This window comes from Streptomyces sp. L7 (assembly GCF_050990935.1).
Taxonomy (GTDB): Bacteria; Actinomycetota; Actinomycetes; order Actinomycetales; family Microbacteriaceae; genus Leifsonia.
The window spans coordinates 596450-620275 of the sequence record NZ_CP194644.1; the positions used below are offsets into that span (position 1 = coordinate 596450).

21 protein-coding genes and 1 pseudogene are annotated in these 23826 nt (G+C 70.5%); 20 read left to right on the forward strand and 2 right to left on the reverse strand.

Annotated features, from left to right (window positions below; genetic code table 11):
* Nucleotides 1-28 precede the first annotated feature (28 nt).
* The 3 genes from fmt to rpe are packed head-to-tail and all read left to right on the forward strand — an operon-like array spanning nucleotide 29 to nucleotide 3038.
* On the forward strand, nucleotides 29-937 hold the full coding sequence (gene fmt, locus ACR5MH_RS02955) for a methionyl-tRNA formyltransferase (RefSeq protein WP_431350044.1): 909 nt from the start codon (nucleotides 29-31) through the stop codon (nucleotides 935-937).
* A complete protein-coding gene (locus ACR5MH_RS02960; protein ID WP_433862266.1) occupies nucleotides 934-2343 on the forward strand; it encodes an RsmB/NOP family class I SAM-dependent RNA methyltransferase in 1410 nt (469 codons plus the stop codon). Before fmt ends, ACR5MH_RS02960 begins: the two co-directional genes overlap by 4 nt.
* A 35-nt stretch (nucleotides 2344-2378) precedes the next feature.
* Nucleotides 2379-3038, forward strand: coding sequence for a ribulose-phosphate 3-epimerase (gene rpe / locus ACR5MH_RS02965; protein WP_433862267.1), 660 nt, complete (start codon nucleotides 2379-2381; stop codon nucleotides 3036-3038).
* Nucleotides 3039-3071: 33 nt separating this feature from the next.
* On the opposite strand, the gene ACR5MH_RS02970 is transcribed toward rpe, so the two are convergent.
* Nucleotides 3072-3584: an MFS transporter gene (locus ACR5MH_RS02970; protein ID WP_433862596.1), complete on the reverse strand. Its 513-nt coding sequence runs from the start codon at nucleotides 3582-3584 to the stop codon at nucleotides 3072-3074.
* Nucleotides 3579-4276, reverse strand: a pseudogene (locus ACR5MH_RS02975) (MFS transporter); the annotation flags it as partial. The gene ACR5MH_RS02970 and the pseudogene ACR5MH_RS02975, both read right to left, overlap by 6 nt.
* A 147-nt stretch (nucleotides 4277-4423) precedes the next feature.
* Here ACR5MH_RS02975 and ACR5MH_RS02980 point away from each other — a divergent pair.
* From ACR5MH_RS02980 to ACR5MH_RS03060, 17 genes are all read left to right on the forward strand, one after another.
* Nucleotides 4424-4687: a phosphoribosyl-ATP diphosphatase gene (locus ACR5MH_RS02980; RefSeq protein WP_431350041.1), complete on the forward strand. Its 264-nt coding sequence runs from the start codon at nucleotides 4424-4426 to the stop codon at nucleotides 4685-4687.
* Between the two features lie 63 nt (nucleotides 4688-4750).
* Nucleotides 4751-5590 carry an ATP phosphoribosyltransferase gene (gene hisG, locus ACR5MH_RS02985; protein WP_431350040.1) on the forward strand — a complete coding sequence of 280 codons (840 nt, stop codon included), beginning with the start codon at nucleotides 4751-4753 and terminating at the stop codon, nucleotides 5588-5590.
* Entirely contained in the window at nucleotides 5590-6354 is a 765-nt protein-coding gene (gene hisF / locus ACR5MH_RS02990; RefSeq protein WP_431350039.1) for an imidazole glycerol phosphate synthase subunit HisF, read from the forward strand. Before hisG ends, hisF begins: the two co-directional genes overlap by 1 nt.
* 5 nt (nucleotides 6355-6359) lie before the next feature.
* On the forward strand, nucleotides 6360-6743 hold the full coding sequence (hisI, locus tag ACR5MH_RS02995; RefSeq protein ID WP_431350148.1) for a phosphoribosyl-AMP cyclohydrolase: 384 nt from the start codon (nucleotides 6360-6362) through the stop codon (nucleotides 6741-6743).
* The gene (locus tag ACR5MH_RS03000; protein ID WP_433862268.1) at nucleotides 6740-8257 is read left to right on the forward strand and encodes an anthranilate synthase component I; all 1518 of its coding nucleotides are present in this window, start codon (nucleotides 6740-6742) and stop codon (nucleotides 8255-8257) included. The genes hisI and ACR5MH_RS03000 overlap by 4 nt, the downstream gene beginning before the upstream one ends.
* Nucleotides 8258-8269: 12 nt before the next feature.
* Nucleotides 8270-9004, forward strand: coding sequence for a Trp biosynthesis-associated membrane protein (locus ACR5MH_RS03005; RefSeq protein WP_431350038.1), 735 nt, complete (start codon nucleotides 8270-8272; stop codon nucleotides 9002-9004).
* Nucleotides 9005-9090: 86 nt separating this feature from the next.
* Entirely contained in the window at nucleotides 9091-9321 is a 231-nt protein-coding gene (locus ACR5MH_RS03010; RefSeq protein ID WP_431350037.1) for a DUF6704 family protein, read from the forward strand.
* A gap of 3 nt (nucleotides 9322-9324) precedes the next feature.
* Entirely contained in the window at nucleotides 9325-10095 is a 771-nt protein-coding gene (gene trpC, locus ACR5MH_RS03015) for an indole-3-glycerol phosphate synthase TrpC (RefSeq protein WP_431350036.1), read from the forward strand.
* Nucleotides 10095-11306 (forward strand): tryptophan synthase subunit beta, encoded by a 1212-nt coding sequence (gene trpB / locus ACR5MH_RS03020; protein WP_431350035.1) that lies wholly within the window; start codon nucleotides 10095-10097, stop codon nucleotides 11304-11306. Before trpC ends, trpB begins: the two co-directional genes overlap by 1 nt.
* The gene (gene trpA, locus ACR5MH_RS03025; RefSeq protein WP_431350034.1) at nucleotides 11303-12100 is read left to right on the forward strand and encodes a tryptophan synthase subunit alpha; all 798 of its coding nucleotides are present in this window, start codon (nucleotides 11303-11305) and stop codon (nucleotides 12098-12100) included. The genes trpB and trpA overlap by 4 nt, the downstream gene beginning before the upstream one ends.
* Before the next feature lie 96 nt (nucleotides 12101-12196).
* Nucleotides 12197-13198, forward strand: coding sequence for a prolipoprotein diacylglyceryl transferase (gene lgt / locus ACR5MH_RS03030; RefSeq protein WP_433862269.1), 1002 nt, complete (start codon nucleotides 12197-12199; stop codon nucleotides 13196-13198).
* Nucleotides 13199-13378: 180 nt separating this feature from the next.
* The gene (gene gltB / locus ACR5MH_RS03035; RefSeq protein ID WP_431350032.1) at nucleotides 13379-17983 is read left to right on the forward strand and encodes a glutamate synthase large subunit; all 4605 of its coding nucleotides are present in this window, start codon (nucleotides 13379-13381) and stop codon (nucleotides 17981-17983) included.
* A 42-nt stretch (nucleotides 17984-18025) separates the two neighbouring features.
* Nucleotides 18026-19483, forward strand: a complete 1458-nt coding sequence (locus ACR5MH_RS03040) for a glutamate synthase subunit beta (protein WP_431350031.1) — start codon at nucleotides 18026-18028, stop codon at nucleotides 19481-19483.
* Nucleotides 19484-19543: 60 nt separating this feature from the next.
* Entirely contained in the window at nucleotides 19544-20959 is a 1416-nt protein-coding gene (gene pyk / locus ACR5MH_RS03045; protein ID WP_431350030.1) for a pyruvate kinase, read from the forward strand.
* Nucleotides 20960-21142: 183 nt separating this feature from the next.
* On the forward strand, nucleotides 21143-21685 hold the full coding sequence (locus ACR5MH_RS03050; RefSeq protein WP_431345910.1) for a hypothetical protein: 543 nt from the start codon (nucleotides 21143-21145) through the stop codon (nucleotides 21683-21685).
* A 38-nt stretch (nucleotides 21686-21723) separates the two neighbouring features.
* Nucleotides 21724-23259 (forward strand): glycohydrolase toxin TNT-related protein, encoded by a 1536-nt coding sequence (locus ACR5MH_RS03055; protein WP_431345911.1) that lies wholly within the window; start codon nucleotides 21724-21726, stop codon nucleotides 23257-23259.
* On the forward strand, nucleotides 23256-23786 hold the full coding sequence (locus ACR5MH_RS03060) for an Imm61 family immunity protein (protein WP_431345912.1): 531 nt from the start codon (nucleotides 23256-23258) through the stop codon (nucleotides 23784-23786). Before ACR5MH_RS03055 ends, ACR5MH_RS03060 begins: the two co-directional genes overlap by 4 nt.
* The last annotated feature ends 40 nt before the right edge of the window (nucleotides 23787-23826 follow it).

Genomic DNA, 23826 nt, shown 5'->3' on the forward strand with positions numbered 1-23826 from the left:
GGCTGGACCAGACCGAAAGAACCTTGACATGCGACTCGTCTTCGCCGGCACCCCCGCCGTCGCCGTCCCCTCCCTGAACGCCCTCGCCGAGCGGTTCGACATCGCCGCCGTCATCACCCGCGAGGACGCGCCGCTCGGCCGCAAGCGCGTGCTGACGCCGTCGCCGGTCGCCGACGCCGCGGCCGCCCTCGACCTCCCGGTCATCAAGGCCAACCGGCTGGACGACGGCGTCACCGAGCAGGTCGCGCGCCTCGAGGCCGACCTCGGCGTGATCGTCGCGTACGGCGGACTGGTCCGGGAGCCGCTGCTCTCGACGCCGCGGCTCGGCTGGGTCAACCTGCACTTCTCGCTCCTGCCGCGTTGGCGGGGCGCCGCGCCCGTCCAGCGCGCCGTGATGGCCGGCGACACGGAGACCGGGGCCGCCGTGTTCCAGCTTGTGGCCGGGCTCGACGCGGGGGACGTGTTCTCCGAGTTGCGGATCCCGATCCCGGCCGACGCGACGGCGGGGGAACTGCTCGACACCCTGGCCTCCGACGGCGCGCTGCTGCTCGTGGACACCGTCGCCGGCCTCGCGGACGGCACCGCGGAGGCCGTGCCGCAGTCCGGCGAGCCGATGCTCGCCCCCAAGCTGACCATCGACGACGCCCACCTCGACCTGAGTCAGCCGGTGGAGGAGGTCTACGCACGGCTGCGCGGGGTGACCCCGGAGCCGGGCGCCTGGGCGCTTCTCGACGGCGAGCGGTTCAAAATCCACGCGGCGCGTCCGGCCACCGGGCTGTCCCTCCCCGCCGGCGTGGTCGCAGCGACCGAGGGCCGCATCGAGGTGGGCACAGGCACGACCCCGCTCGAACTCCTCACGGTGCAGCCCGCGGGCAAACGCGCGATGGACGCCGCCGACTGGTGGCGCGGCGCCGGCGGGGAGGCGGTGCTGTCATGAACGACTACCGGCGCAACGACCGCGGGCGCAGCAGTGCGCAGCGCACCCGCGTCCAGCCGTCCCGCACGGTCGCCCTCGACGTCATTTCCGCCGTCCGCGAGTCGGACGCCTACGCCAACCTCCTGCTGCCCGGCCGCATCACCCGGGCGGGACTGTCACCGGCCGACGCCGCGCTCGCCACCGAGCTGACCTACGGCACCTTGCGGATGCAGGGCTACTACGACCGGGTGATCGCCCGCGCCGCCGGACGCACCGTGGACAAGATCGACCCGCCGCTGCTCGACGTCCTGCGGCTCGGCGCGCACCAGCTCCTGTCGACGCGCGTGGCGTCGCACGCCGCCGTCAACGAGTCGGTGGCCCTCGCGCGCCAGGTCGGCAGCCGCTCCGGCACCGGGTTCGTCAACGGCGTGCTCCGTGAGATCGGCCGCTCGACGCCGGAGGAGTGGCGCGCCCGCGTGCTGGCGGATGCGAAGAACGACGATGAGCGCTATGCCGCGCTCAGCTCGCACCCGGCGTGGATCGTGCGCGCCTTCCACCGTTCGCTGGAGTCCGAGGGCCGCGGCGAGGAGCTGGAGGCGCTGCTGGAGGCCGACAACGCCGCCCCACGGGTGAACCTGGTCGCGCTGCCCGGCCTTGCCGACGCGCCAGAGGGCGCACGCCCCGACCGGTTCTCGCCGGTCGGCTTCACCGCGGGCGGCGGCGACCCGCAGGGACTCGTCGCCGGGGCGGAGGGCCGACTCCGCGTGCAGGACGAAGGCTCTCAGCTTGCGGCGCTCGCGCTGACCCGCGCCCGCCCGGTCGAGCCGGGGGAGCGCTGGCTCGACCTGTGCGCCGGCCCCGGCGGCAAGGCGGCGCTGCTCGCCGCCGAAGCGCTCGCGGGCGGTGCGGACCTGGTCGCGAACGAGGTGGTGCCGGCCCGCGCCGAGCTTGTCCGGCGCGCCCTCGCGGCCGTGCCGCTCGACGTGCCGGTCTGGGAGCGTGACGGCATCGCGATCGGCGCGGAGGAACCGGAGACGTTCGATCGCATCCTGCTCGACGCCCCCTGCACGGGCCTCGGCGCGCTGCGGCGCAGGCCGGAGGCCCGCTGGCGGAAGACCCCGCGCGATGTGGCGGAGCTGACCGTCCTCCAGGCGCAGCTCGTCGACTCCGCCGTGGCGGCGCTCAAGCCGGGCGGACTCCTCGCCTACGTCACCTGCTCGCCGCACGTCGCGGAGACCCGGGCGATCGTGGCAGACGCCCTCGACCGCCACAGGGGTTCCCTTCGGCCGGTGGGGACGGCGGACATCGTGCAGTCCGTCGCCGAGGATCGACTCGACCTCGCCGGCGACTCCGACTTCGTCCAGCTCTGGCCGCACCGCCACCTGACCGACGCCATGTTCATCGCCGTGCTCGAGAAGCCCGTCTGACCGGTTCCGCCGCCTCCGCCCCATAGGCTGGAGTCATGGTGACGCGCATCAACCCGAGCATCCTGGCGGCCGACTTCGTGAACCTGGAGCGCGACCTCCACACCATCGCCACGGCCGACCTGGTGCACGTCGACGTCATGGACAACCACTTCGTGCCCAACCTCACGTTCGGCCCGCAGATGGTGGGACGCATCCAGGACGTCAGCCCCATCCCGCTGGACGTGCACCTGATGATCGACGACCCCGACCGCTGGGCCCCCGGCTACGCCGAGCTCGGTGCGTTCTCGGTGACCTTCCACGCCGAGGCCGCGGCCGACCCGGTGGGCCTCGCTCGCCGGCTGCGCTCCCTCGGCGCCCGTGCTGGGATCGCGCTCAAGCCCGGCACCTCCGCCGAGGGCTACCTCGACCTGCTGCCGGAGTTCGACCAGGTGCTGGTGATGACCGTGGAGCCCGGCTTCGGCGGCCAGTCGTTCATGGCCGAGACCATGCCCAAGCTGCGGTCGCTGCGGGAGGCGGTGGAGGCCCGGGGCCTGGACGTCTGGCTGCAGGTCGACGGCGGGATCACGGAGGAGACCATCGTGACGGCGGCGGAGAACGGCGCAGACACGTTCGTTGCCGGGTCCAGTGTCTTCCGCGGCCAGCCGGCGGAGCGGATCGCCCGCCTGCGGACAGCGGTGGCGGCGCACGCCCACTGAGTCTCCTCGCGGACGGGCGGCGCCGCCGCCCCGTCAACCCTGTGCCGGCGCCGCCTCCGTCACCACGGCGGGAGCGCGGGCGGGAATGATCGACAGCGCGGCGACCGCGAGCAGCGCCGTCGCGGCGAACACGTAGAAGCCGCCGGGGTAGGCCAGGCCGAGCGTGACGAGCGTCCCGGTCACCGCCGGGCCGAGGATCGCGCCGAGCCGGCCGATGCCCGCGGCGAAGCCGAGCGCGGTGCCGCGGATCTCCTGCGGGTAGAGCTGGGTGATGAACGCGTAGACGAGCACCTGCGCCGAGAACACGAAGACGCCGGTGACGAAGACCGCTGCGTACAGCATCGTCACCTCCTCCATCCGGACGCTGAGGATCGCCAGCAGCACGGCCGCGAGCGCGAACCAGACCATCGCCACCCGCTTGGTCCCGGACCGGTCGGCGACGATCCCCGCGAGGACCAGGCCGGTGACGGCGCCCGCGTTCAGGGTGAGCAGGAGCCCGAGCGCGTCGGTGGAGCCGTAGCCGGCGTCGCGCATGAGCTGCGGCAGCCAGGTGTTGAGCCCGTAGACCAGCAGCAGCCCCATGAAGGACGCCACCCAGACGCCGACGCTGATCGTGACGTAGCGCCGCTCGACCAGCCGGCGCACCGTCGGGCGTGGCGCCGCCGTGCGCTCCCTGCGTGCCTCGGGCAGGGCGAGCCGGATCAGCGGGACGGTGACGAGCCCGGCGACGCCGCCGATCACGAACAGTATCCGCCAGTCGGGGATGACGGACATGGCGATGAGCGCGGTGAGGACCGCGCCGGCGTGGTAGCCGGTCATCGTCAGGGTGGTCGCCCTCCCGCGCGCGTGCCCGGCATCAGGTCGGTGACGTACGCGATGGCGACCGGCAGGCAGGCGCCCAGCGCCAGCCCGGCAAGCACGCGGAGCAGCCCGAAGACGAACACGTTCGGGGCGATCACGATGGCGAGCGTGAACAGCGAGAACACCGTCACGCAGAGCAGCAGGCACAGCCTCCTGCCGTAGCGGTCGGCGAGCGGGCCGACGGTGAGCGCGCCGATGCCGACGCCGATCAACCCGGCCGTGGCGACCGCCGTGGCGGCCTGGGCGTCGAAGCCGAGCTCCTTCGTGCTCAGCAGGGTGGGGATGACGGTGCCGAGCACCACCAGGTCGAAGCCGTCCAGCGCGACGATCACCCAGCACAGGAGCAGGGGCCAGAACGCGGCGCGGCCGGTGGACACGGGGGAGGCGGTCGATGCCAAGGAGATCTCCTCGTTGAGATGGTATGTCAGATGAGACCTGGCGACATTAGCACATCACGCACGGTCGCCGCCGCCGGGCGGCGTCACGCGGAGCGACCCGCGCTCCATGACCGGTACGCTGTAACGGTGAAAACCTTCGACGACCTCTTCGCCGAGCTCAGCGAGAAGGCCGAGGCCCGCCCGGAGGGCTCCGGGACGGTTCGCGAGCTGGACGCGGGCGTGCACGCCATCGGAAAGAAGATCGTGGAGGAGGCCGCCGAGGTCTGGATGGCCGCCGAGTACGAGTCCGACGAGGCCACGGCCGAGGAGATCTCCCAGCTCCTCTACCACCTCCAGGTGCTCCTGCTGGCCAAGGGCCTCACGCCGGCCGACGTGTACCGACATCTGTGACGACCGCCCTGGACCGAATGAATCCGTAGCCACCGTCAGTCACGTCACGAAAGCCACCACACCATGCTGAAGATCGCCGTTCCCAACAAGGGCTCCCTCTCCGAGACCGCGGCGCAGATGCTCCACGAGGCCGGGTACAACGGCCGCCGCGACCCCAAGGAGCTCATCGTCGCCGACCCGCGCAACGGGGTGGAGTTCTTCTACCTCCGACCGCGCGACATCGCGACCTACGTCGGCTCCGGCGCCCTCGACGTCGGCATCACCGGACGCGACCTCCTGATCGACTCGGAGTCGCCCGCCGCCGAGATCGCGGCGCTCGACTTCGCCGCCTCGACCTTCCGCTTCGCCGGGCCGGCCGGCGCGTACACCGACCTCGCCGACCTGGAGGGCAAGCGCGTCGCCACGAGCTACCTCGGCCTGGTCGGCGGCTTCCTCGCCGAGAACGGCGTGGACGCCTCCCTGATCAAGCTCGACGGTGCGGTGGAGTCCGCGGTGCGCCTCGGCGTCGCGGACGCGGTCGCCGATGTGGTCGAGACCGGCTCCACGCTTCGCAAGCAGGGACTGGAGATCTTCGGCCCGGTCATCCTGGAGTCCGAGGCCGTGCTGGTCTCCTCGCCGTCGCCCGCGGCGGGCGTCGACACCCTGCTCCGCCGGCTCCAGGGCGTCATGGTCGCCCGCCAGTACGTGCTGGTCGACTACAACCTCCCGGTCGCGCTGCTGGAGCAGGCCGTCGCGCTCACGCCCGGGGTGGAGTCGCCGACTGTGTCACCGCTCGGCGAGCCCGACTGGGTCGCGGTGCGCGTGATGATCAAGCGCGACAGCACCAACCACGTCATGGACGCACTCTACGAGCTCGGCGCCCGGGCGATCCTGGTCACCTCGATCCACGCGGCGCGGATCTGATGAGCGTCACGGTCCGGGTCATCCCCTGTCTCGACGTGGCCGCCGGACGCGTCGTGAAGGGCGTCAACTTCCAGAACCTGCGCGACCAGGGCGATCCCGTGGAGCTGGCGAGGCGGTACTTCGAGCAGGGTGCGGACGAGCTGACCTTCCTCGACGTCACGGCCACGGTCGACGACCGGGCGACCACCTACGACGTGGTGCGCGCGACCGCCGAGCAGGTCTTCATCCCGCTCACGGTCGGCGGCGGCGTGCGCAGCACGGAGGACGTCGCCAAGCTGCTGGGCAGCGGCGCCGACAAGGTCGGCGTCAACTCGGCCGCGATCGCCCGCCCGGAGCTGGTGGCGGAGATCGCCCGGCGCTTCGGCGCGCAGGTGCTCGTGCTCTCGCTCGACGTCAAGCGCTCGGCGGCGACCTCCTCCGGCTTCGTGGTCACGACGCACGGCGGCCGCACCGAGACCGGGATCGACGCCCTGGAGTGGGCGGCGCGGGCGATCGAGCTCGGCGCCGGGGAGCTCCTGGTCAACTCGATCGACGCCGACGGCACCAAGGAGGGCTTCGACCTGGAGCTCATCCGCGAGATGCGGGCGATCAGCCGGGTCCCGGTCATCGCCTCGGGCGGCGCGGGCGCGATCGGCGACTTCGTCCCCGCGATCGACGCCGGGGCGGACGCCGTGCTCGCGGCGAGCGTGTTCCACTCGGGCGAGATGACCATCGGCGACGTGAAGGACGAACTGCTGCGCGCAGGCTTGGAGGTGCGCTCGTGACCGGAATGGACGACGTGATCGGACGGATCCGCTTCAGCGACGCCGGGCTGGTGCCCGCCGTCATCCAGCAGTGGGACTCCCGCGAGGTGCTCATGATGGGCTGGATGGACGCCGAGGCCGTGCGCCGCACGCTCACCGAGGGCCGCGTGACGTTCTGGTCGCGTTCCCGGCAGGAGTACTGGCGGAAGGGCGACACGTCCGGCCACGTCCAGTACGTGAAGGGCGCTGCGCTCGACTGCGACGGCGACACCCTGCTCGTGACCGTCGACCAGGTCGGCGCTGCCTGCCACACCGGCACGCGCACCTGCTTCGACGCCGACGTGCTCGCCCCCGCCGTTGGCGGGGCGGAGACCGACGAACTGGTCGCGGAGATGGGGTCCGACCTGTGATCGCGACCGCCGACGGCACCACCGGACGCGACGAGTTCGCCGCGCTGGCCGCCGAGCACCGCGTGGTGCCGGTGGTCCGCGAGCTCTTCGCCGACGGCGAGACCCCGGTCGGCATCTACCGCAAGCTCGCCGCCGGCCGCCCCGGCACCTTCCTGCTGGAGTCCGCCGAACAGGGCGGCATCTGGTCGCGCTTCTCGTTCGTGGGGGCCGCGTCGTTCGGCATGCTCACGCAGGACGGCGACGACGTGCGCTGGCTCGACTACGGTGTTTCCGCCGAGCGCGCCCTGGGCAGCGCCGTCCCGAGCGGTCCGCTCGACGCGCTCGCGGCGCTGCATGAGCGCTGGCGGACGCCGCGCATCCCCGGGCTGCCCCCGCTGACCGGCGGCCTCGTCGGCTTCATCGGCTGGGAGGCCGTGCGCCAGCTCGAGCGCCTGCCGCACCGGCCGCCGGCGGACGTCGACGTTCCCGGTCAGGCGATGGCGTTCGTGGCCGACCTGGTCGTGATCGACCACCGCTCGGGCACCGTCAAGCTCATCGCCAACGCACTGGCCGACGGCGAGCAGGACGCGGACGCGCTCTGGAGCGACGCCCAGCAGCGCCTGGACCGCATGCAGCAGCAACTCGCGCAGCCCTCGGAGGCGTGGCTGGCCGAGGTCGACCTCGGCGCGCCCGCGCACCCGGAGTCCCGCACCCGCGAGGAGGACTTCCTCGCGTCGGTCGAGACCGCGAAGGAGCGCATCGTCGCCGGCGACATCTTCCAGGTCGTCATCTCGCAGCGCTTCGAGCTGGAGTGCACCGCCTCCGCGCTCGACGTCTACCGCGTGCTGCGGGCCCTGAACCCGAGCCCGTACATGTACCTGCTGTCGCTGGAGCGCCCGGACGGCGAGCCGTACCAGATCGTCGGCTCCTCGCCGGAGGCGCTGGTCAAGGTGCAGGAGGGTCGCGCGTTCACGCACCCCATCGCCGGCTCCCGGCCGCGTGGCGCGACGCCGGAGGAGGACCTCGACCTGGAGGCCTCCCTGCTCGCCGACGACAAGGAGCGCGCCGAGCACCTGATGCTCGTCGATCTGGCCCGCAACGACCTCCTCAAGGTCTGCGCGGCCGGCAGCGTCGAGGTGACCGAGTTCATGCGCGTGGAGCGGTTCAGCCACATCATGCACATCGTCTCCTCGGTGGAGGGCGACCTGCTGCCGACCTCCGGCGCGATCGACGTGTTCCGGGCGACCTTCCCCGCCGGCACCCTCTCCGGCGCGCCCAAGCCGATGGCCTTGCGGATCATCGACGAGCTGGAGCCTGCGCAGCGCGGCGTGTACGGGGGAGTGATCGGCTACTTCGACTTCGCCGGCGACGCCGACCTCGCCATCGCGATCCGCACGGCGACCATCCTGGGCGGCGTCGCGCGCGTGCAGGCGGGGGCGGCCTGGTCGCGGACTCGGTGCCGCGCCTGGAGTTCCAGGAGTCGCAGAACAAGGCGGCCGCGCCGCTGCGCGCGGTCGCGGTGGCCAATGGGATGAGACGGGTGCACGGTGCGGACTGAGAACCGCCGCGTCAAGTATCTGACCCTCCTCGCCCTCCTGGTGGGGAGCGGCCTCGGACTGCTGTCGGCGACGCAGACCTGGTTCACCATCCAGGTCCGGGACGTGGCGAACCACGCCGGGACGGTCACCGTCGCCGGCTCGGCCGCCGCGCCGGCGCTGACGGCGCTCTCGCTGGCAGGCCTCGCGCTCACCGCGGCGCTCGCGATCGCCGGACCGGCGTTCCGGGTCGTGCTGGCGCTGCTCGGAGTCCTGCTGGGCGTCTCGCTGGTCTACTCGGCCCTCGCCGTGCTCGGCGACCCGCTGCAGGCCGCCAGCGCGGCGATCACCTCGGCGACCGGCGTCGCGGGGGAGGCCTCCCTGCGCAAGCTCGTCCAGAGCACGACGACCGCGTTCTGGCCCTGGCTCGCAGTCGTCGGCGGCGTGCTGGTCGCCCTGTCCGGCGTGCTCGCCCTCGTCTTCGTGCGCGCCTGGCCCGGCCCGTCGCGCAAGTACCAGGCCCGGTTCGCGGGCGAGAACGGCCGCTCGGCCGAGGAGGCTCTCGCCGGACTGCACGGCGCCGCCGAGACGGAGGAGACGGCCGGGGAGATCGCTGGGGAGGGCGACGAGCGCGAGGCTCGCGCGGCTGCCGAATCCGGCGCGGCGGAGGAGCCTACCTCTCTCGACCGCGACTCCGCGATCGACAGCTGGGACGAGCTGAGTCGCGGCGACGACCCCACCCGCTGAGCCACTAGACTGGTTCAGATCCACCAATCCGTGCGCGCCAGCGGTCTCCGGACCGCCGGGACGCGCACCCGACGTGCAGGAGTCCCATGAGCACCGAGTCAGTCGATCCAGGCCACGGTCATTCGCCGGCGGCGTGGACGGCCGTGATCATCATGCTTATCGCCTTCACCATCGGCGCCATCGCGTTCTTCTACGACGCGCCCATCGTCGTGTGGGCCTCCGCCGGTCTCGCCATCATCGGACTGATCGTGGGCTGGATCATGAAGCGCGCGGGCTACGGAGTGGGCGGCTCCAAGTACACCCCGAAGGGCCACTAGCCCGTGCTCGCCGACCTCGTCGCCGGCGCGCTGGAAGACGCGGAGCGGCGACGCGCGGAGCGACCGTACGCGGTCGTGGAGGCCGCGGCCGCCGCACGGGAGCCCGCCATCGACGCGCTCGCGGCCCTCGCGCCCGCCGAGCGGGTCAAGATCATCGCCGAGGTCAAGCGCGCGAGCCCGTCGCGCGGCGACCTCGCCGACATCCCCGACCCTGCCGCCCTCGCCGCCCTCTACGAGACCGGGGGAGCGAGCGCGATCAGCGTCCTCACCGAGGAGCGCCGCTTCAAGGGGTCGCTCGCCGACCTCGAGGCGGTCCGCGCCGCAGTGACACTCCCGGTGCTCCGCAAGGAGTTCGTCGCCGAGCCCTACCAGGTGCTCGAGGCGCGAGCCGCGGGGGCCGACCTCGTGCTGCTCATCGTCGCCGCGCTCGATCAGCAGCGGCTCGTGGAGCTCCACGACCTCATCGCCGACCTCGGTATGACCGCGCTCGTGGAGGCGCACACCGGGGACGAGCTGAGCCGCGCGTTCGACATCGGCGCGAAGCTGGTGGGCGTCAACGCGCGCAACCTCTCGACGTTCGAGCTGGACCCGGACCTGTTCGGCCGCCTGGCCGACCGGTACCCGTCCGGCGTCATCCGCGTGGCGGAGTCGGCCGTGAAGTCGGCCGCCGACGTCGCGCACTACCGGGCGGCGGGCGCTGATGTCGTGCTCGTCGGCGAGGCGCTCGTCACGAGCGATCCGATCGCCACGCTCGGCCAGTTCCTTGGAGCCTGATGTCCCTTCGTTCTGAACACGGACCCTACTTCGGCGAGTTCGGCGGGCGCTTCGTGCCCGAGTCGCTCGTCGCCGCCCTCGACGAGCTCACCGAGGCGTGGGAGGCGGCGAAGGCCGATCCCGCGTTCCACGCCGAGCTGGACGAGCTGCACCGCAGCTACACCGGGAGGCCGAGCATCATCACGGAGGTGCCGCGCTTCGCGGCTCATGCCGGCGGTGCGCGCGTCATCCTCAAGCGCGAGGACCTCAACCACACCGGCTCGCACAAGATCAACAACGTGCTCGGCCAGGCCATCCTCACGAAGCGGATCGGCAAGACCCGCGTGATCGCCGAGACCGGCGCCGGCCAGCACGGCGTCGCCACCGCGACCGCCGCCGCGCTGTTCGGCCTGGAGTGCACCATCTACATGGGCGAGGTCGACACCGAGCGCCAGGCGCTGAACGTCGCCCGCATGCGCCTGCTCGGAGCCGAGGTCGTCGCCGTCAAGACCGGCTCGCGCACCCTCAAGGACGCGATCAACGACGCGATGCGCGACTGGGTCACCAACGTCGGGAACACCAACTACATCTTCGGCACCGTCGCGGGCCCGCACCCGTTCCCGGAGATGGTGCGCGACCTCCAGAAGATCATCGGCGAGGAGGCCCGCGAGCAGGTGCTCGCGCTGACCGGCCGCCTGCCCGACGCCGTCGCGGCCTGCGTCGGCGGCGGTTCGAACGCCATGGGCATCTTCCACGCGTTCCTGGACGACGAGGACGTCCGCCTGGTCGGCTTCGAGGCGGGCGGCGAGGGCGCGGAGACCCCGCGGCACGCCGCGACCATCACCAAGGGGCGCCCCGGCGTCCTGCACGGCGCGCGCAGCATGCTGCTGCAGGACGAGGACGGCCAGACCATCGAGTCCCACTCGATCTCCGCCGGGCTCGACTACCCGGGTGTCGGTCCTGAGCATTCGTGGCTCGCGTCGATCGGCCGCGCCGAGTACCGCCCGGTGAGCGACGCTGACGCGATGCAGGCCCTGCGCCTGCTCAGCCGCACGGAGGGAATCATCCCGGCAATCGAGTCCGCGCACGCGCTCGCAGGCGCTCTGGAGCTCGGCAAAGAGCTCGGTCCGGACGGCATCGTGCTGGTGAACCTCAGCGGCCGCGGCGACAAGGACATGGAGACCGCCGGACGCTACTTCGGCCTGATCGACGAAGGAGCCGTGCAGTCGTGAGCCGCGTGGCAGACACCATCGCCCGCCGCAACGCCGAGGCGGCCGGCGCCCTGGTCGGCTACCTCCCGGCCGGCTTCCCGGACCTCCGGACCAGCGTCGACGCGGCGGTGGCGCTCGCGGAGAACGGCGTCGACGTCATCGAGCTGGGGCTGCCGTACTCCGACCCCGTCATGGACGGCGCGGTCATCCAGGCGGCGACCCAGCGGGCGCTCTCCAACGGCTTCCGCCTGCGCGACGGCTTCACCGCCGTGCGCGAGATCACGCAGCGCGTGGACGTGCCGGTCCTGGTGATGACCTACTGGAACCCGGTCCTGCAGTACGGCGTCGACCGATTCGCGGACGACCTGGTCGCCGCGGGCGGCGCCGGGCTGATCACGCCCGACCTCATCCCCGACGAGGGTGCGGACTGGCTGGCCGCCTCCGAGCGCGCCGGGCTGGACCGCGTGTTCCTCGCGGCGCCCTCCTCGACCGACGCCCGTCTGCGCTCCACGGTCGAGCACAGCCGCGGCTTCGTCTACGCCGTCTCCACGATGGGCATCACCGGCGCCCGCAGCGACGTCGACAGCGCCGCCCGCACACTGGTCGGCCGCCTCCGCGACGCCGGCGCCACCAGCACCTGCGTGGGCCTCGGCATCTCCAGCGCGGCGCAGGTCGCCGAGGTGCTGGAGTACGCCGACGGTGCGATCGTCGGCTCGGCCCTCGTGAAGGCCCTGGCCGACGGGGGAGTCGCGGAGGCCGGACGCGTCGCCGCGGAGCTCGCCCGCGGCACGGTGCGCCAGGGCGCGACGGCCTGACCCGGCCGCGTCGGCGGCACCCCCGACCAACACTTAGACTGGAGGCCGTGCGCCGCTCGGCGCCGGACTCCATCGGATACGAAAGGTAGTCATCGCGTGGTCGCGACGATGAGTGGCTGGGTCACCAGCATCCCGAGCCCGGGGCCCGAGTGGCAGCAGATCCCGATCGACATCTTCGGTCTGCACTGGCGCATCCAGACCTACGCGATCATGATCCTGATCGGCATCGTGGTCGCCGCCCTCTGGACCTCCCGCCGGCTCACGAAGCGCGGGGCCGAGCCGGGTGTCATCCTGGACATCCTGCTCTGGGCGGTCGTGCTCGGCATCATCGGCGCGCGGCTCTACCACGTGTTCACGCACCCGTCCGACTACTTCTACCCCGGCGCGAACCTCTTCAACGTGTTCGCGATCTGGGAGGGCGGCAACGCCATCTTCGGCTCGCTGATCGGCGGAGCGATCGGCATCTGGATCGCGTGCCGCATCAGCGGCCTGCGCTTCTGGAGCGTCGCCGACGCCCTCGCGCCGGCCCTGCTGCTCGCCCAGGCGATCGGCCGTCTCGGCAACTACTTCAACCAGGAGCTGTTCGGCCTCCCGACCAACCTGCCGTGGGGCCTGCAGATCGACTCGGGCAACAAGGCGATCCCGGTCGGCCTGCCCGACAACACGCTGTTCCAGCCGCTGTTCCTCTACGAGATCATCTGGAACGTCATCGGCGTCGCCGTGATCCTCTTCCTGGAGCGGAAGCTGCGCCTGCAGTGGGGCAAGACGCTGGCCGTCTACCTGATCTGGTATGGCCTGGGCCGCTCCTACCTGGAGTCGATCCGCATCGACCCGAGCGAGTTCTCGTTCCTGGGCATCCAGAGCAACGTGTGGGCCGCGTTCCTGGCCGTCGTGCTCGGCATCGTGATCTTCGTCGTGCAGTCCCGCCGGCACCCCGGACTCGAGCCGGGCGTCTACCGACCGGGCCGTGAATGGGTTCGCCCCGATGCTGAGGTAGACTCTGACGACACGGACTCGGACGACGAGGACTTCGTCGATGGCGACGGGGAGCCCACCGCGTCCGCCGGAGCCAAGGCCACAAGCCCGTCGCGCGGATGATCTCCGCCGGCTCAGAACCCCCACCCGTAGAGGCTGATCCCGTAAGCACTACCTGACCGCACCGATCCCCGGGCCGCACACAAGCCCGGCGCAGTTGCGGCGGAACCTCCCAGCATCGGGCCGAAGGCGTCCCCGCACTCCACATCCCCACATCCACGACACTGTGAGGACGGTCGAAATATGGCGGTCACGCCTCCCCACTCCCGGTTCAGCACCGTTCCCGGCAAGCAGGGTCTCTACGACCCCGCCGCCGAGAAGGACGCGTGCGGCCTCGCGATGGTCGCCACGCTGCGCGGCACCGCCGGTCACGACATCATCGACGCTGCGCTCGAAGCGCTGCGCCACCTCGAGCACCGCGGCGCGGTCGGCTCCGACGCCGGCACCGGCGACGGCGCGGGCATCATCACGCAGGTCCCCGACGCGTTCCTGCGCGCCGTCTCCGGGCTGGAACTGCCCGGCGCGGGCCGGTACGCGGTGGGCAACGCCTTCCTGCCGACCGACGCCGCCGCACGCGAGAGCGTGAAGACCGCCGTCGAGGTGATCGCGGCCGAGCACGACCTCACGGTGCTCGGCTGGCGTCCGGTCCCGGTCCGCCCGGAGGAACTCGGAACGCTGGCGCGCGACGCGATGCCCGTCATCGAGCAGCTCTTCGTCGCGAGCACCCGTGTCGACGAGCAGGGCGGCGGACGCGGTGAGCCGGTCGCCGGAATCGCGCTCGACCGGCTGACGTTCTTCCTGCGCAAGCGCGCCGAGCGCGAGCTCGACCTGTACTTCTCATCGCTGTCCAGCCGGACGATCGTGTACAAGGGCATGGTCACCACCCTCCAGCTCGAGCCGTTCTACCCGGACCTCTCCGACCAGCGCTTCGCGTCCAAACTGGCCCTGGTGCACTCGCGCTACTCCACCAACACGTTCCCGTCGTGGCCGCTCGCGCAGCCGTTCCGGATGATCGCGCACAACGGTGAGATCAACACGGTGTCGGGCAACCGCAACTGGATGCGCGCCCGCCAGTCGCAGCTCGAGAGCGAACTGCTCGGCGACCTGTCGCCCGTGCTGCCGATCGTGACGCCCGGGGCCTCCGACTCGGCGTCGTTCGACGAGGTCGTGGAGCTCATCTCGCTCACCGGCCGCTCGCTGCCGCACGCCGTCATGATGATGGTGCCGGAGGCCTGGGAGAACCAGACCGAGATCGACCCGGTCCGCCGAGACTTCTACGAGTACCACTCCATGCTCATGGAGCCGTGGGACGGCCCCGCTGCGATCGTGTTCACCGACGGGTCCCTCGTCGGCGCGACGCTCGACCGGAACGGCCTGCGCCCCGGCCGCTACGTCGTCACCAACGACGGCCTGGTGGTGCTCGCCTCCGAGATCGGCGTGCTCGACATCGAGCCGAGCCGCGTCGTGCGCAAGGGCCGCCTGCGCCCCGGCCGGATGTTCCTGGTCGACACCGTCGCCGGTCGCCTGATCGAGGACGACGAGATCAAGTCCGAGCTCGCCGCGGGCGCGCCCTACGGCGAGTGGCTGGCCGACGGCCGGATCAACCTCAAGGACCTGCCGGAGCGCGAGCACATCGTGCACACCCCGGCCTCCGTCACGCGCCGCCAGCGCACCTTCGGCTACACCGAGGAGGAGGTGCGCGTCCTGCTGAAGCCGATGGCGACGACCGGGGCCGAGCCGCTCGGTGCGATGGGGTCGGACACGCCGGTCGCCGTTCTCTCGCAGCGCCCCCGGCTCCTGTTCGACTACTTCACCCAGCAGTTCGCGCAGGTCACCAACCCGCCGCTCGACTCCATCCGCGAGGAGGTCGTCACCTCCCTGGCCCTCGGCCTCGGCCCGGAGCGCAACCTGCTCAGCGCCGGCCCGGAGCACGCGCGGCAGGTCGTCCTCGACTTCCCGGTGATCGACAACGACGAGCTGGCGAAGATCCAGCACATCGACCCGCGCCCGGGAAGCCGGCTCACGACGACCCTGCGCGGCCTGTACCGCTCCGACGCCGGGCCCGACGCCATGCAGGCGCGGCTCGCCGAGATGTGCGACGAAGTGGACGAGGCCATCGAAGCCGGCGCCCAGTTCATCGTGCTGAGCGACCGCGACTCCACCAAGGACCTCGCGCCCATCCCGTCGCTGCTCATGCTCGCGGCCGTGCACCACCACCTGATCCGCGCCGAGAACCGCATGAAGTGCGGCCTGATCGTGGAGGCCGGCGACGTCCGCGAGGTGCACCACGTCGCGCTGCTGATCGGCTACGGCGCCTCCGCCATCAACCCGTACCTGGCGATGGAGACCTGCGAGGAGCTCGTCCGCAGCGGGATGATCACGAACGTGACGCCCGAGAAGGCGGTCAAGAACGTCATCAAGGCGCTCGGCAAGGGCGTGCTGAAGATCATGTCCAAGATGGGCATCTCCACCGTGTCGTCGTACGCGGGCGCCCAGGCGTTCGAGGCCGTCGGCCTCAGCCAGGAGTTCGTGGACCAGTACTTCACCGGCACCACCAGCAAGCTCGGCGGCGTCGGCATCGACGTCATCGCGGCGGAGAACCTGGCGCGGCACACCGCGGCCTACCCGCCGGAGGGCGCGATCCTCGCGCACGAGCGGCTGGAGACCGGCGGCGAGTACCAGTGGCGCCGCGACGGCTCGCCGCACCTCTTCAACCCGGAGACGGTCTTCCGCCTGCAGCACTCCACGCGCACGCGCCGGTACGACGTCTTCCGCGAGTACACCAAGCTCGTGGACGACCAGGCCGAGTCGCTGATGACGCTGCGCGGCATGTTCACGCTGCGCACCGGCCAGCGTCCTGCGGTCCCGATCGACGAGGTCGAGCCTGTGGAGTCCATCGTCAAGCGCTTCTCCACCGGGGCGATGAGCTACGGCTCCATCTCCAAGGAGGCGCACGAGACCCTCGCCATCGCGATGAACCGCCTCGGTGCCAAGTCGAACACCGGCGAGGGCGGCGAGGACCTCGACCGCCTGCTCGACCCGGAGCGGCGCAGCGCGATCAAGCAGGTCGCCTCGGGCCGGTTCGGTGTCACGTCGATGTACCTGACCCACGCGGACGACATCCAGATCAAGCTCGCCCAGGGCGCCAAGCCCGGCGAGGGCGGCCAGCTCCCGCCGACCAAGGTCTACCCGTGGGTCGCCCGCACCCGGCACGCGACCGCGGGCGTCGGGCTGATCTCGCCGCCCCCGCACCACGACATCTACTCGATCGAGGACCTCAAGCAGCTCATCTTCGACCTGAAGCGCGCGAACCCGCAGGCACGGGTGCACGTCAAGCTGGTGAGCGAGTCCGGCATCGGCGCGGTCGCGGCCGGGACGGCGAAGGCGCTGGCCGACGTCATCCTGGTCTCCGGCCACGACGGCGGCACGGGAGCGTCCCCGGTCAACTCGCTCAAGCACGCGGGGACGCCGTGGGAGCTGGGCCTCGCGGAGACGCAGCAGACGCTCATGCTCAACGGGATGCGCGAGCGCGTAGTGGTGCAGGTGGACGGCCAGCTCAAGACCGGCCGCGACGTCATCGTCGGCGCGCTGCTCGGCGCCGAGGAGTTCGGCTTCGCGACGGCGCCGCTGGTGGTCTCCGGCTGCGTCATGATGCGCGTCTGCCACCTCGACACCTGCCCGGTCGGCGTCGCCACCCAGAACCCGGAGCTGCGCTCGCGGTTCTCGGGCAAGCCGGAGTTCGTCGTCAACTTCTTCGAGTTCATCGCACAGGAGGTGCGCGAGTACCTCGCCGAGCTCGGCTTCCGCAGCCTGGACGAGGCGATCGGCCACGCCGAGCTGCTGGACGCCGACCGTGCGATCGAGCACTGGAAGGCGTCGGGGCTCGACCTCACGCCGATCCTGCGCGGGCCGGAGTTCCCGGAGTCCGCGCCGCGCAAGAACGGCCGCGCCCAGGACCACGAGCTGGACGAGCACTTCGACAACCAGCTCATCCAGGCCGCGCACGATGTGCTGGCGTCGCACCCCGGCGCGGAGGGCGCGTCGCTGTCGCTGTCGCTGCCGATCCGCAACACCGAGCGCGCTGTCGGCACCATGCTCGGTCACGAGGTCACGGCCCGCCACGGCGAGAACGGCCTCCCGACCGGCACGATCGACATCACGCTGACGGGGTCCGCCGGCCAGTCTCTGGGCGCGTTCCTCCCCGCGGGCATCACGCTCCGGCTGGAGGGCGACTCCAACGACTACGTCGGCAAGGGTCTCTCCGGCGGCCGGATCGTCGTGCGCCCGCCTCAGGGCAGCGTCTTCCCGGCCGAGCGGAACGTCATCGCGGGCAATGTGATCGGCTACGGCGCGACGCAGGGCAGCATGTTCATCCGCGGCATCGTGGGCGAGCGTTTCCTGGTCCGCAACTCGGGCGCGACCGCGGTGGTGGAGGGCGTGGGCGACCACGCGCTGGAGTACATGACGGGCGGCCTCGCGGTCATACTCGGCGGCACCGGCCGCAACCTGGGCGCCGGCATGTCCGGCGGCGCGGCGTACGTGTACGACCTGAAGCGCGAGCGGGTCAACCGCGACGCGCTGGCCACCGGAGAGCTGGAGCTGCTGCCGCTCGGCAGCGCCGACATCGAGATCGTGCGCGACCTGCTGGAGCAGCACCGCGCCGAGACCGGGTCGGCCCTGGCCGAGCGGATGCTCGCGGACTTCGACGCCACGGTGGCGAAGTTCGTCAAGGTGCTGCCGCGCGACTACGCAGCAGTGCTGCAGATGCGTCAGGAGGCCGTCGACGAGGGGCTCGACCCCGACGGCGACATTGTGTGGAATCGGATCTTGGAGGTGACCGGCGGATGATGCTGCCTGATCCCAAAGGTTTCGATGACGGAGGTGCATACGGTGGCTGATCCCAAAGGCTTTCTGAAGACGACCGAGCGGGAGCTGCCGAAGCGCCGTCCCGTCTCGGTCCGGCTCATGGACTGGAAAGAGGTCTACGAGGCCGGCGACCCGGCGCAGCTCCGCCGCCAGGCCGGACGCTGCATGGACTGCGGCATCCCGTTCTGCCACCAGGGCTGCCCGCTCGGCAACCTCATCCCGGAGTGGAACGACCTGATGTGGCGCGGGGAGGGCCGTCAGGCCATCGAGCGCCTGCACGCGACCAACAACTTCCCGGAGTTCACCGGCCGGCTCTGCCCCGCGCCCTGCGAGTCGTCGTGCGTGCTCGGCATCAACCAGCCCGCCGTGACGATCAAGCAGGTCGAGGTGTCGATCATCGACCAGGCCTGGCAGAACGGCTGGGTGCAGCCGCACCCGCCGGAGCGCCTCACCGGCAAGACGGTCGCGGTCGTCGGCTCCGGCCCCGCCGGCCTCGCCGCGGCCCAGCAGCTCACCCGCGCCGGCCACACGGTCGCCGTGTACGAGCGGGACGACCGCATCGGCGGCCTGCTGCGCTACGGCATCCCGGACTTCAAGATGGAGAAGAAGCACCTCGAGGCGCGGCTGAACCAGATGATGGCCGAGGGCACCCGGTTCCGCGCCGGCGTCGACATCGGCCGCGACATCGCCTGGGACGACCTCCGCGCGCGCTACGACGCGGTCGTGGTCGCCACCGGCGCGATGGTGCCGCGCGACCTCCCGATCCCGGGCCGCGACCTCGCGGGCGTGCACTTCGCGATGGAGTACCTGGTCCAGCAGAACAAGGCGGGCGCGGGCGACCAGATCGCCGACCAGATCACGGCGGACGGCAAGCACGTCATCGTGCTCGGCGGCGGTGACACCGGCGCCGACTGCATCGGCACCGCGCACCGGCAGGGCGCGGCCAGCGTGACCAACCTGGCGATCGGCAAGCAGCCGCCGGCGGAGCGCCCCGCGCACCAGCCGTGGCCGATGACCCCGACGCTGTTCGAGGTGCAGAGCGCCCACGAGGAGGGCGGCGCGCGCGAGTACCTCGCGTCCACCGTCGAGTTCCTCGCGAACGAGTTCGGCGAGGTGAAGGCCCTCCGCGTCGCGGAGACCGAGTACCTCGACGGCCGCCGCGTGCCGAAGGCCGGGACCGAGCGAGAGATCCCCGCGGACCTCGTCCTCCTGGCGCTCGGCTTCACCGGTCCGGAGCAGGAGGGCCTGGGCTCCCAGCTCGGTCTCCCGTTCGACGACCGGGGCAACGTGGCCCGCGACGGCGACTACCAGACCAGCGAGGCGGGCGTGTTCGTCGCCGGCGACGCGGGCCGCGGACAGTCGCTCATCGTATGGGCTATCGCAGAGGGCCGGGCAGCGGCAGCCGCCGTCGACCGGTATCTTGAAGGGGAGACGGAGTTGCCGTCCCCGGTCCGACCCACCGACCGGGGCATCCTCGTCTGATCCCCTCCACCACGAGAACGCGCCATCACAGGTGCGAGAATCACGGAGCACTAAAAACCCATGAGAAGGGCGAAAATCGTCGCGACCCTCGGTCCGGCGACCTCCAGCTACGACAACATCCGCGCGATCATCGATGCGGGCGTCGACGTCGCTCGGATGAATCTGAGCCACGGCAGCTACGACGTGCACGAAGGGGTCTACGCTAATGTGCGCAAGGCCGCCGACGACGCGGGGAAGCCGGTCGCGGTCCTCGTCGACCTCCAGGGTCCGAAGATCCGTCTCGGCAAGTTCGAGGCCGGCCCCTACGATCTCGCGCAGGGTGACATCTTCAAGATCACCACCGACGACATCATCGGCACCAAGGAGATCTCCTCGACCACGTTCAAGGGCCTGCCCAACGACGTGAAGCCGGGCGACTTCCTCCTGATCGACGACGGCAAGGTGCGTGTGCGCGTCGTCGAGGTCGAGGGCAACGTCGTCACCACCGAGGTGATCGTCGCCGGCCCGGTGTCCAACAACAAGGGCATCAACCTCCCCGGCGTCGCGGTCAACGTGCCCGCGCTGTCCGAGAAGGACGAGGCCGACCTGCGCTGGGGCCTCAAGCTCGGCGCGGACATCATCGCGCTGTCGTTCGTGCGCAACGCCGCCGACATCGAGCGCGTGCACGAGATCATGGCGGAGGAGGGCCGCAAAGTCCCCGTCGTCGCCAAGATCGAGAAGCCGCAGGCCGTCGAGGCGCTCGAGGAGATCATCGAGGCGTTCGACGCCATCATGGTCGCGCGCGGCGACCTCGGTGTGGAGCTGCCGCTGGAGGCCGTCCCGATCGTGCAGAAGCGGGCGGTCGAGCTGGCCCGACGTGCAGCCAAGCCGGTCATCGTCGCCACCCAGATGCTCGAGTCGATGATCTCCAGCCCGGTCCCGACCCGCGCGGAGACCTCCGACGTCGCCAACGCCGTCCTCGACGGTGCCGACGCGGTGATGCTCTCGGGCGAGACGAGCGTCGGCGAGTACCCGGCGATCACCGTGGCCACCATGGCCCGCATCGTGACGTCGACCGAGGAGCACGGCCTCGACCGCATCCAGCCGCTCGGCACCCGCCCGCGCACGCAGTCGGGCGCGATCACGCTGGCCGCCACCGAGGTCGCCGACTTCGTGGAGGCCAAGTACCTCTGCGTGTTCACCGAGTCGGGCGAGTCGGCCCGCCGGATGGCACGCCTGCGCAACAAGATCCCGATCCTCGCGTTCACGCCCGAGGAGTCGGTGCGCCGCCGGATGTCCCTGTTCTGGGGCGTCGAGTCGTTCGTCGTGGATCGCGTCACCCACACCGACCAGATGGTCGCCCAGGTGGACGAGGCCCTGAAGTCGACGGGTCGCGCCGAGAACGGCGACAAGGTCATCATCATCTCCGGATCCCCTCCCGGGATCCCCGGAACCACCAACGACATCCGCGTCCACAGGGTCGGCGACGTCCTCTAGGGCGGATGAGGAAGGCCCCGCTCCGGCGGGGCCTTCCGCGTTTTTGACGGTCAGTCTCCGAAATTCGGACGATCGACGCATCCGCAGGCGGCCGTGAAATGCGAAATGCATACTGCACCATAGAAATTGCGCATGTTTTCCCGGATAGCATGGGGTCATGCGTGATCGTGGGGATGTGGGCTCGTGAGTGTTGTGGAGTTTTCTGCGGATTCGTGGCAGGCTTCGTCGCCGGGTTTGCGGGAGGGTCTTGACCGTCGGATCGAGGTGTTGGCTGAGTTGGCGCAGGGGTTGGAGGCTCTGGCCGGGTCGGATCAGATCAGTGGTGTGGGTGCGGATGCGATGCGTGCGTATATCCGCGAGGTGCAATTGCCGGTGGCGCAGTCGTTGCTGGTGGCGGTCTCGACGTTCCAGACCGCGATCGGCGTGTATTGGGCGGGGTATGCCCAGGTGGATGCGCACGGGGATTTCCGGCTCGTTGCCGACGAGTTCGACGCCCACGTGAGCCAGTTGGATGCGGGTTTGGGCCGGTTGCGGGGTTTCGAGGGGGAGCTGACGCGGATCTCTGCGGGGGCGGCGCATCTGGTGTCGTTGGGTGGTGCTGGTGCGCGCGCGGCGGGGGCTGCGGTCGAGGACTTCGAGGGCATGCGGGCTATTGCCCGGTCGCAGAAGGAGACCTGGGAGGCGTATGAGCGTCGGATCCCGGTTTCAACCAGGTCCGCGAGCTGATCGCTGAGCTGAAGGGTGTTCTGAAGAGCCTCGGGTCGTTGACGGTCGGTCGGGGCCGGTCCTATACGGCGGGGAGTTTCGATCTGACCCTGGCGCGGTTGGGTGAACTGACTTCGGGGATGTTCGAGTACTGCCAGGCGAACCAACAGGTCGCCTCTGAGGGCTGGGAGAGCATGTTCGCCGGGTACGCGGCGGATGTCGCCGCCCGGGCGGAGGCGGAACGGCGGGAGCAGGCCGGGTGGGACTTGCTCTGGGACGGGTTACAGATCCTCGCCGGCGCGGTGATCACCGCGGTAGGGATCGGGTTGACCCCGTTCACCGGCGGGTTCTCCCTCGGCCTGACCGTCCTCGGTGGGTCGTTGCTGGTCGGCGGGATCAACAACGCGATCAACCACGCCACGATCGCCGCCACCGGGAACGAGTTCAACCTGGTCGGGATGGCCTCCCAAGCGGTCGGGAAATGGTACGACGCCACCATCGCCCAACCCGCGATCAAGTCCGGGGACCCGCGCCTGGCGTTCATCGCCGGCGCCGGTGCGGCGCTGGGTGACCTGGTCGCCGGCGGCCTGCAAGTGAACGTGAAAGAGATCGGTGCGGGCGTCTCTGCCCTGATCACCGACCAGAACGCACGCGACCAGCTGTTCAACGAACTGAACAACACGTGGAACCAGGTCATTACCGGGGACGCGTATGTGATCGGGTACGCGACCACCACGGTCGCCAGCGTCCTGATCCCGGGTGTGGCGGCGGCGAAGTTCACCAGAACGGGTGATCTGTTCCGTAAGGGCGGGAAGGTCCCCGGGCTGGTCAAACCATCGGTGAAGCTCTCGACCCCGAGCGCAGCGACCAGCGCACTGGACTGGATGAAAGGACGCACCGGCCCCGTGGGCCCGACGGTGAGCAGTGAGGTCACTTCGGTGGTGCCGCCCGGCTGGACACCACATCCGAACAATCCGCCTGCGCGCGGTGATGCACTGTACGGTCGACCGGTCGCTGACCACGGTGCGCACCGCACCTACCCGCCGGTCACCGACATCAACCGGGGCACGTTCGAGCTGGTCTCCGACCCCGGCGCTCCGTGGGGACGCAGTCGGCCTGGCGGGGTCCCGTACAGCAAAGCCGAATATGACGGACGTTTCACTGACGCCCAAACCGATCCGGTCACCGGACATCATTGGGACAGGTATCCGCCGAACGATGGGGCGGTGCCCGGTACGCGTCGCGACTACCACGACCTGGCTGCCTACGTCCGTGACCACGGCATCGCCGTGGACCGGATCGGCGAGCCGACCGGTGAATATCTCGGCGTGATGAGGAACGGGAAGCCGGCCTCGTTCGAGCAACGAAGCCTCCCCGTAAACTCGCTGGAACAGCCCTACTACACCTACCGTGTGGCCGACGAGTGGCCGCCCGGTACCGAGGGGTGGAGTATCGAGTACTCGGAAATTGATCGCGGCTTCGGCAGGCGCGGCGGCGGATCCCAACTATTCATCCGAGACCAGAGAGGTAAGCCCGTGAAAGTCGAAAAGCTCCTCGAAAGCGGAGTCCTAGTCCAGGAGGGCGCGACCAGATGAGCATTGGCGATGCTGACGTTCAAGCGATGGTGGATCGGGTCAACGAGGTTGCAATCCCGGCAGTTTATGGTGGTGCTTACTGGGGGGAGTTCGGCGGCTGGGTGTTCGCGAGCAGTGGTGGTGAGATTCGCTACTTTCTCCGGATCGTCGACGGTCAGCTGGTGCTCACCGACGCGCAGCGGGCCAGGACCGACGAGAATCTGATGTTCTCCACTCCGTTATTGACCGACATGGAGAAGTTCCTCACCTACTACTTCTGTCGCAGGCTCCGTGAGAAGAGGCGCCTTCCGATGCTGCTGGTGGTGTCGATTCCGGTTACCCGCGACAAGGTGGCGCCGGGGTTCACGATCACGGACCCGGGTGGGCCGGGATATGAGTTGCACCACGCAGGAGAGAGCGTCGTTCGATGCGGGGATGACGTGGAACTTACCAAGTTCTCGCACTATGTCACGCTGACTCCGGAGGAGATTCGCCAGTCCGCGTTGGACCCGGAGGGTAAGCCGCACTTCATGGTGGCGCAATGGTGACTCGGTGAATGTGAAAGAACTCCGTGATCGCGGGCTTCTT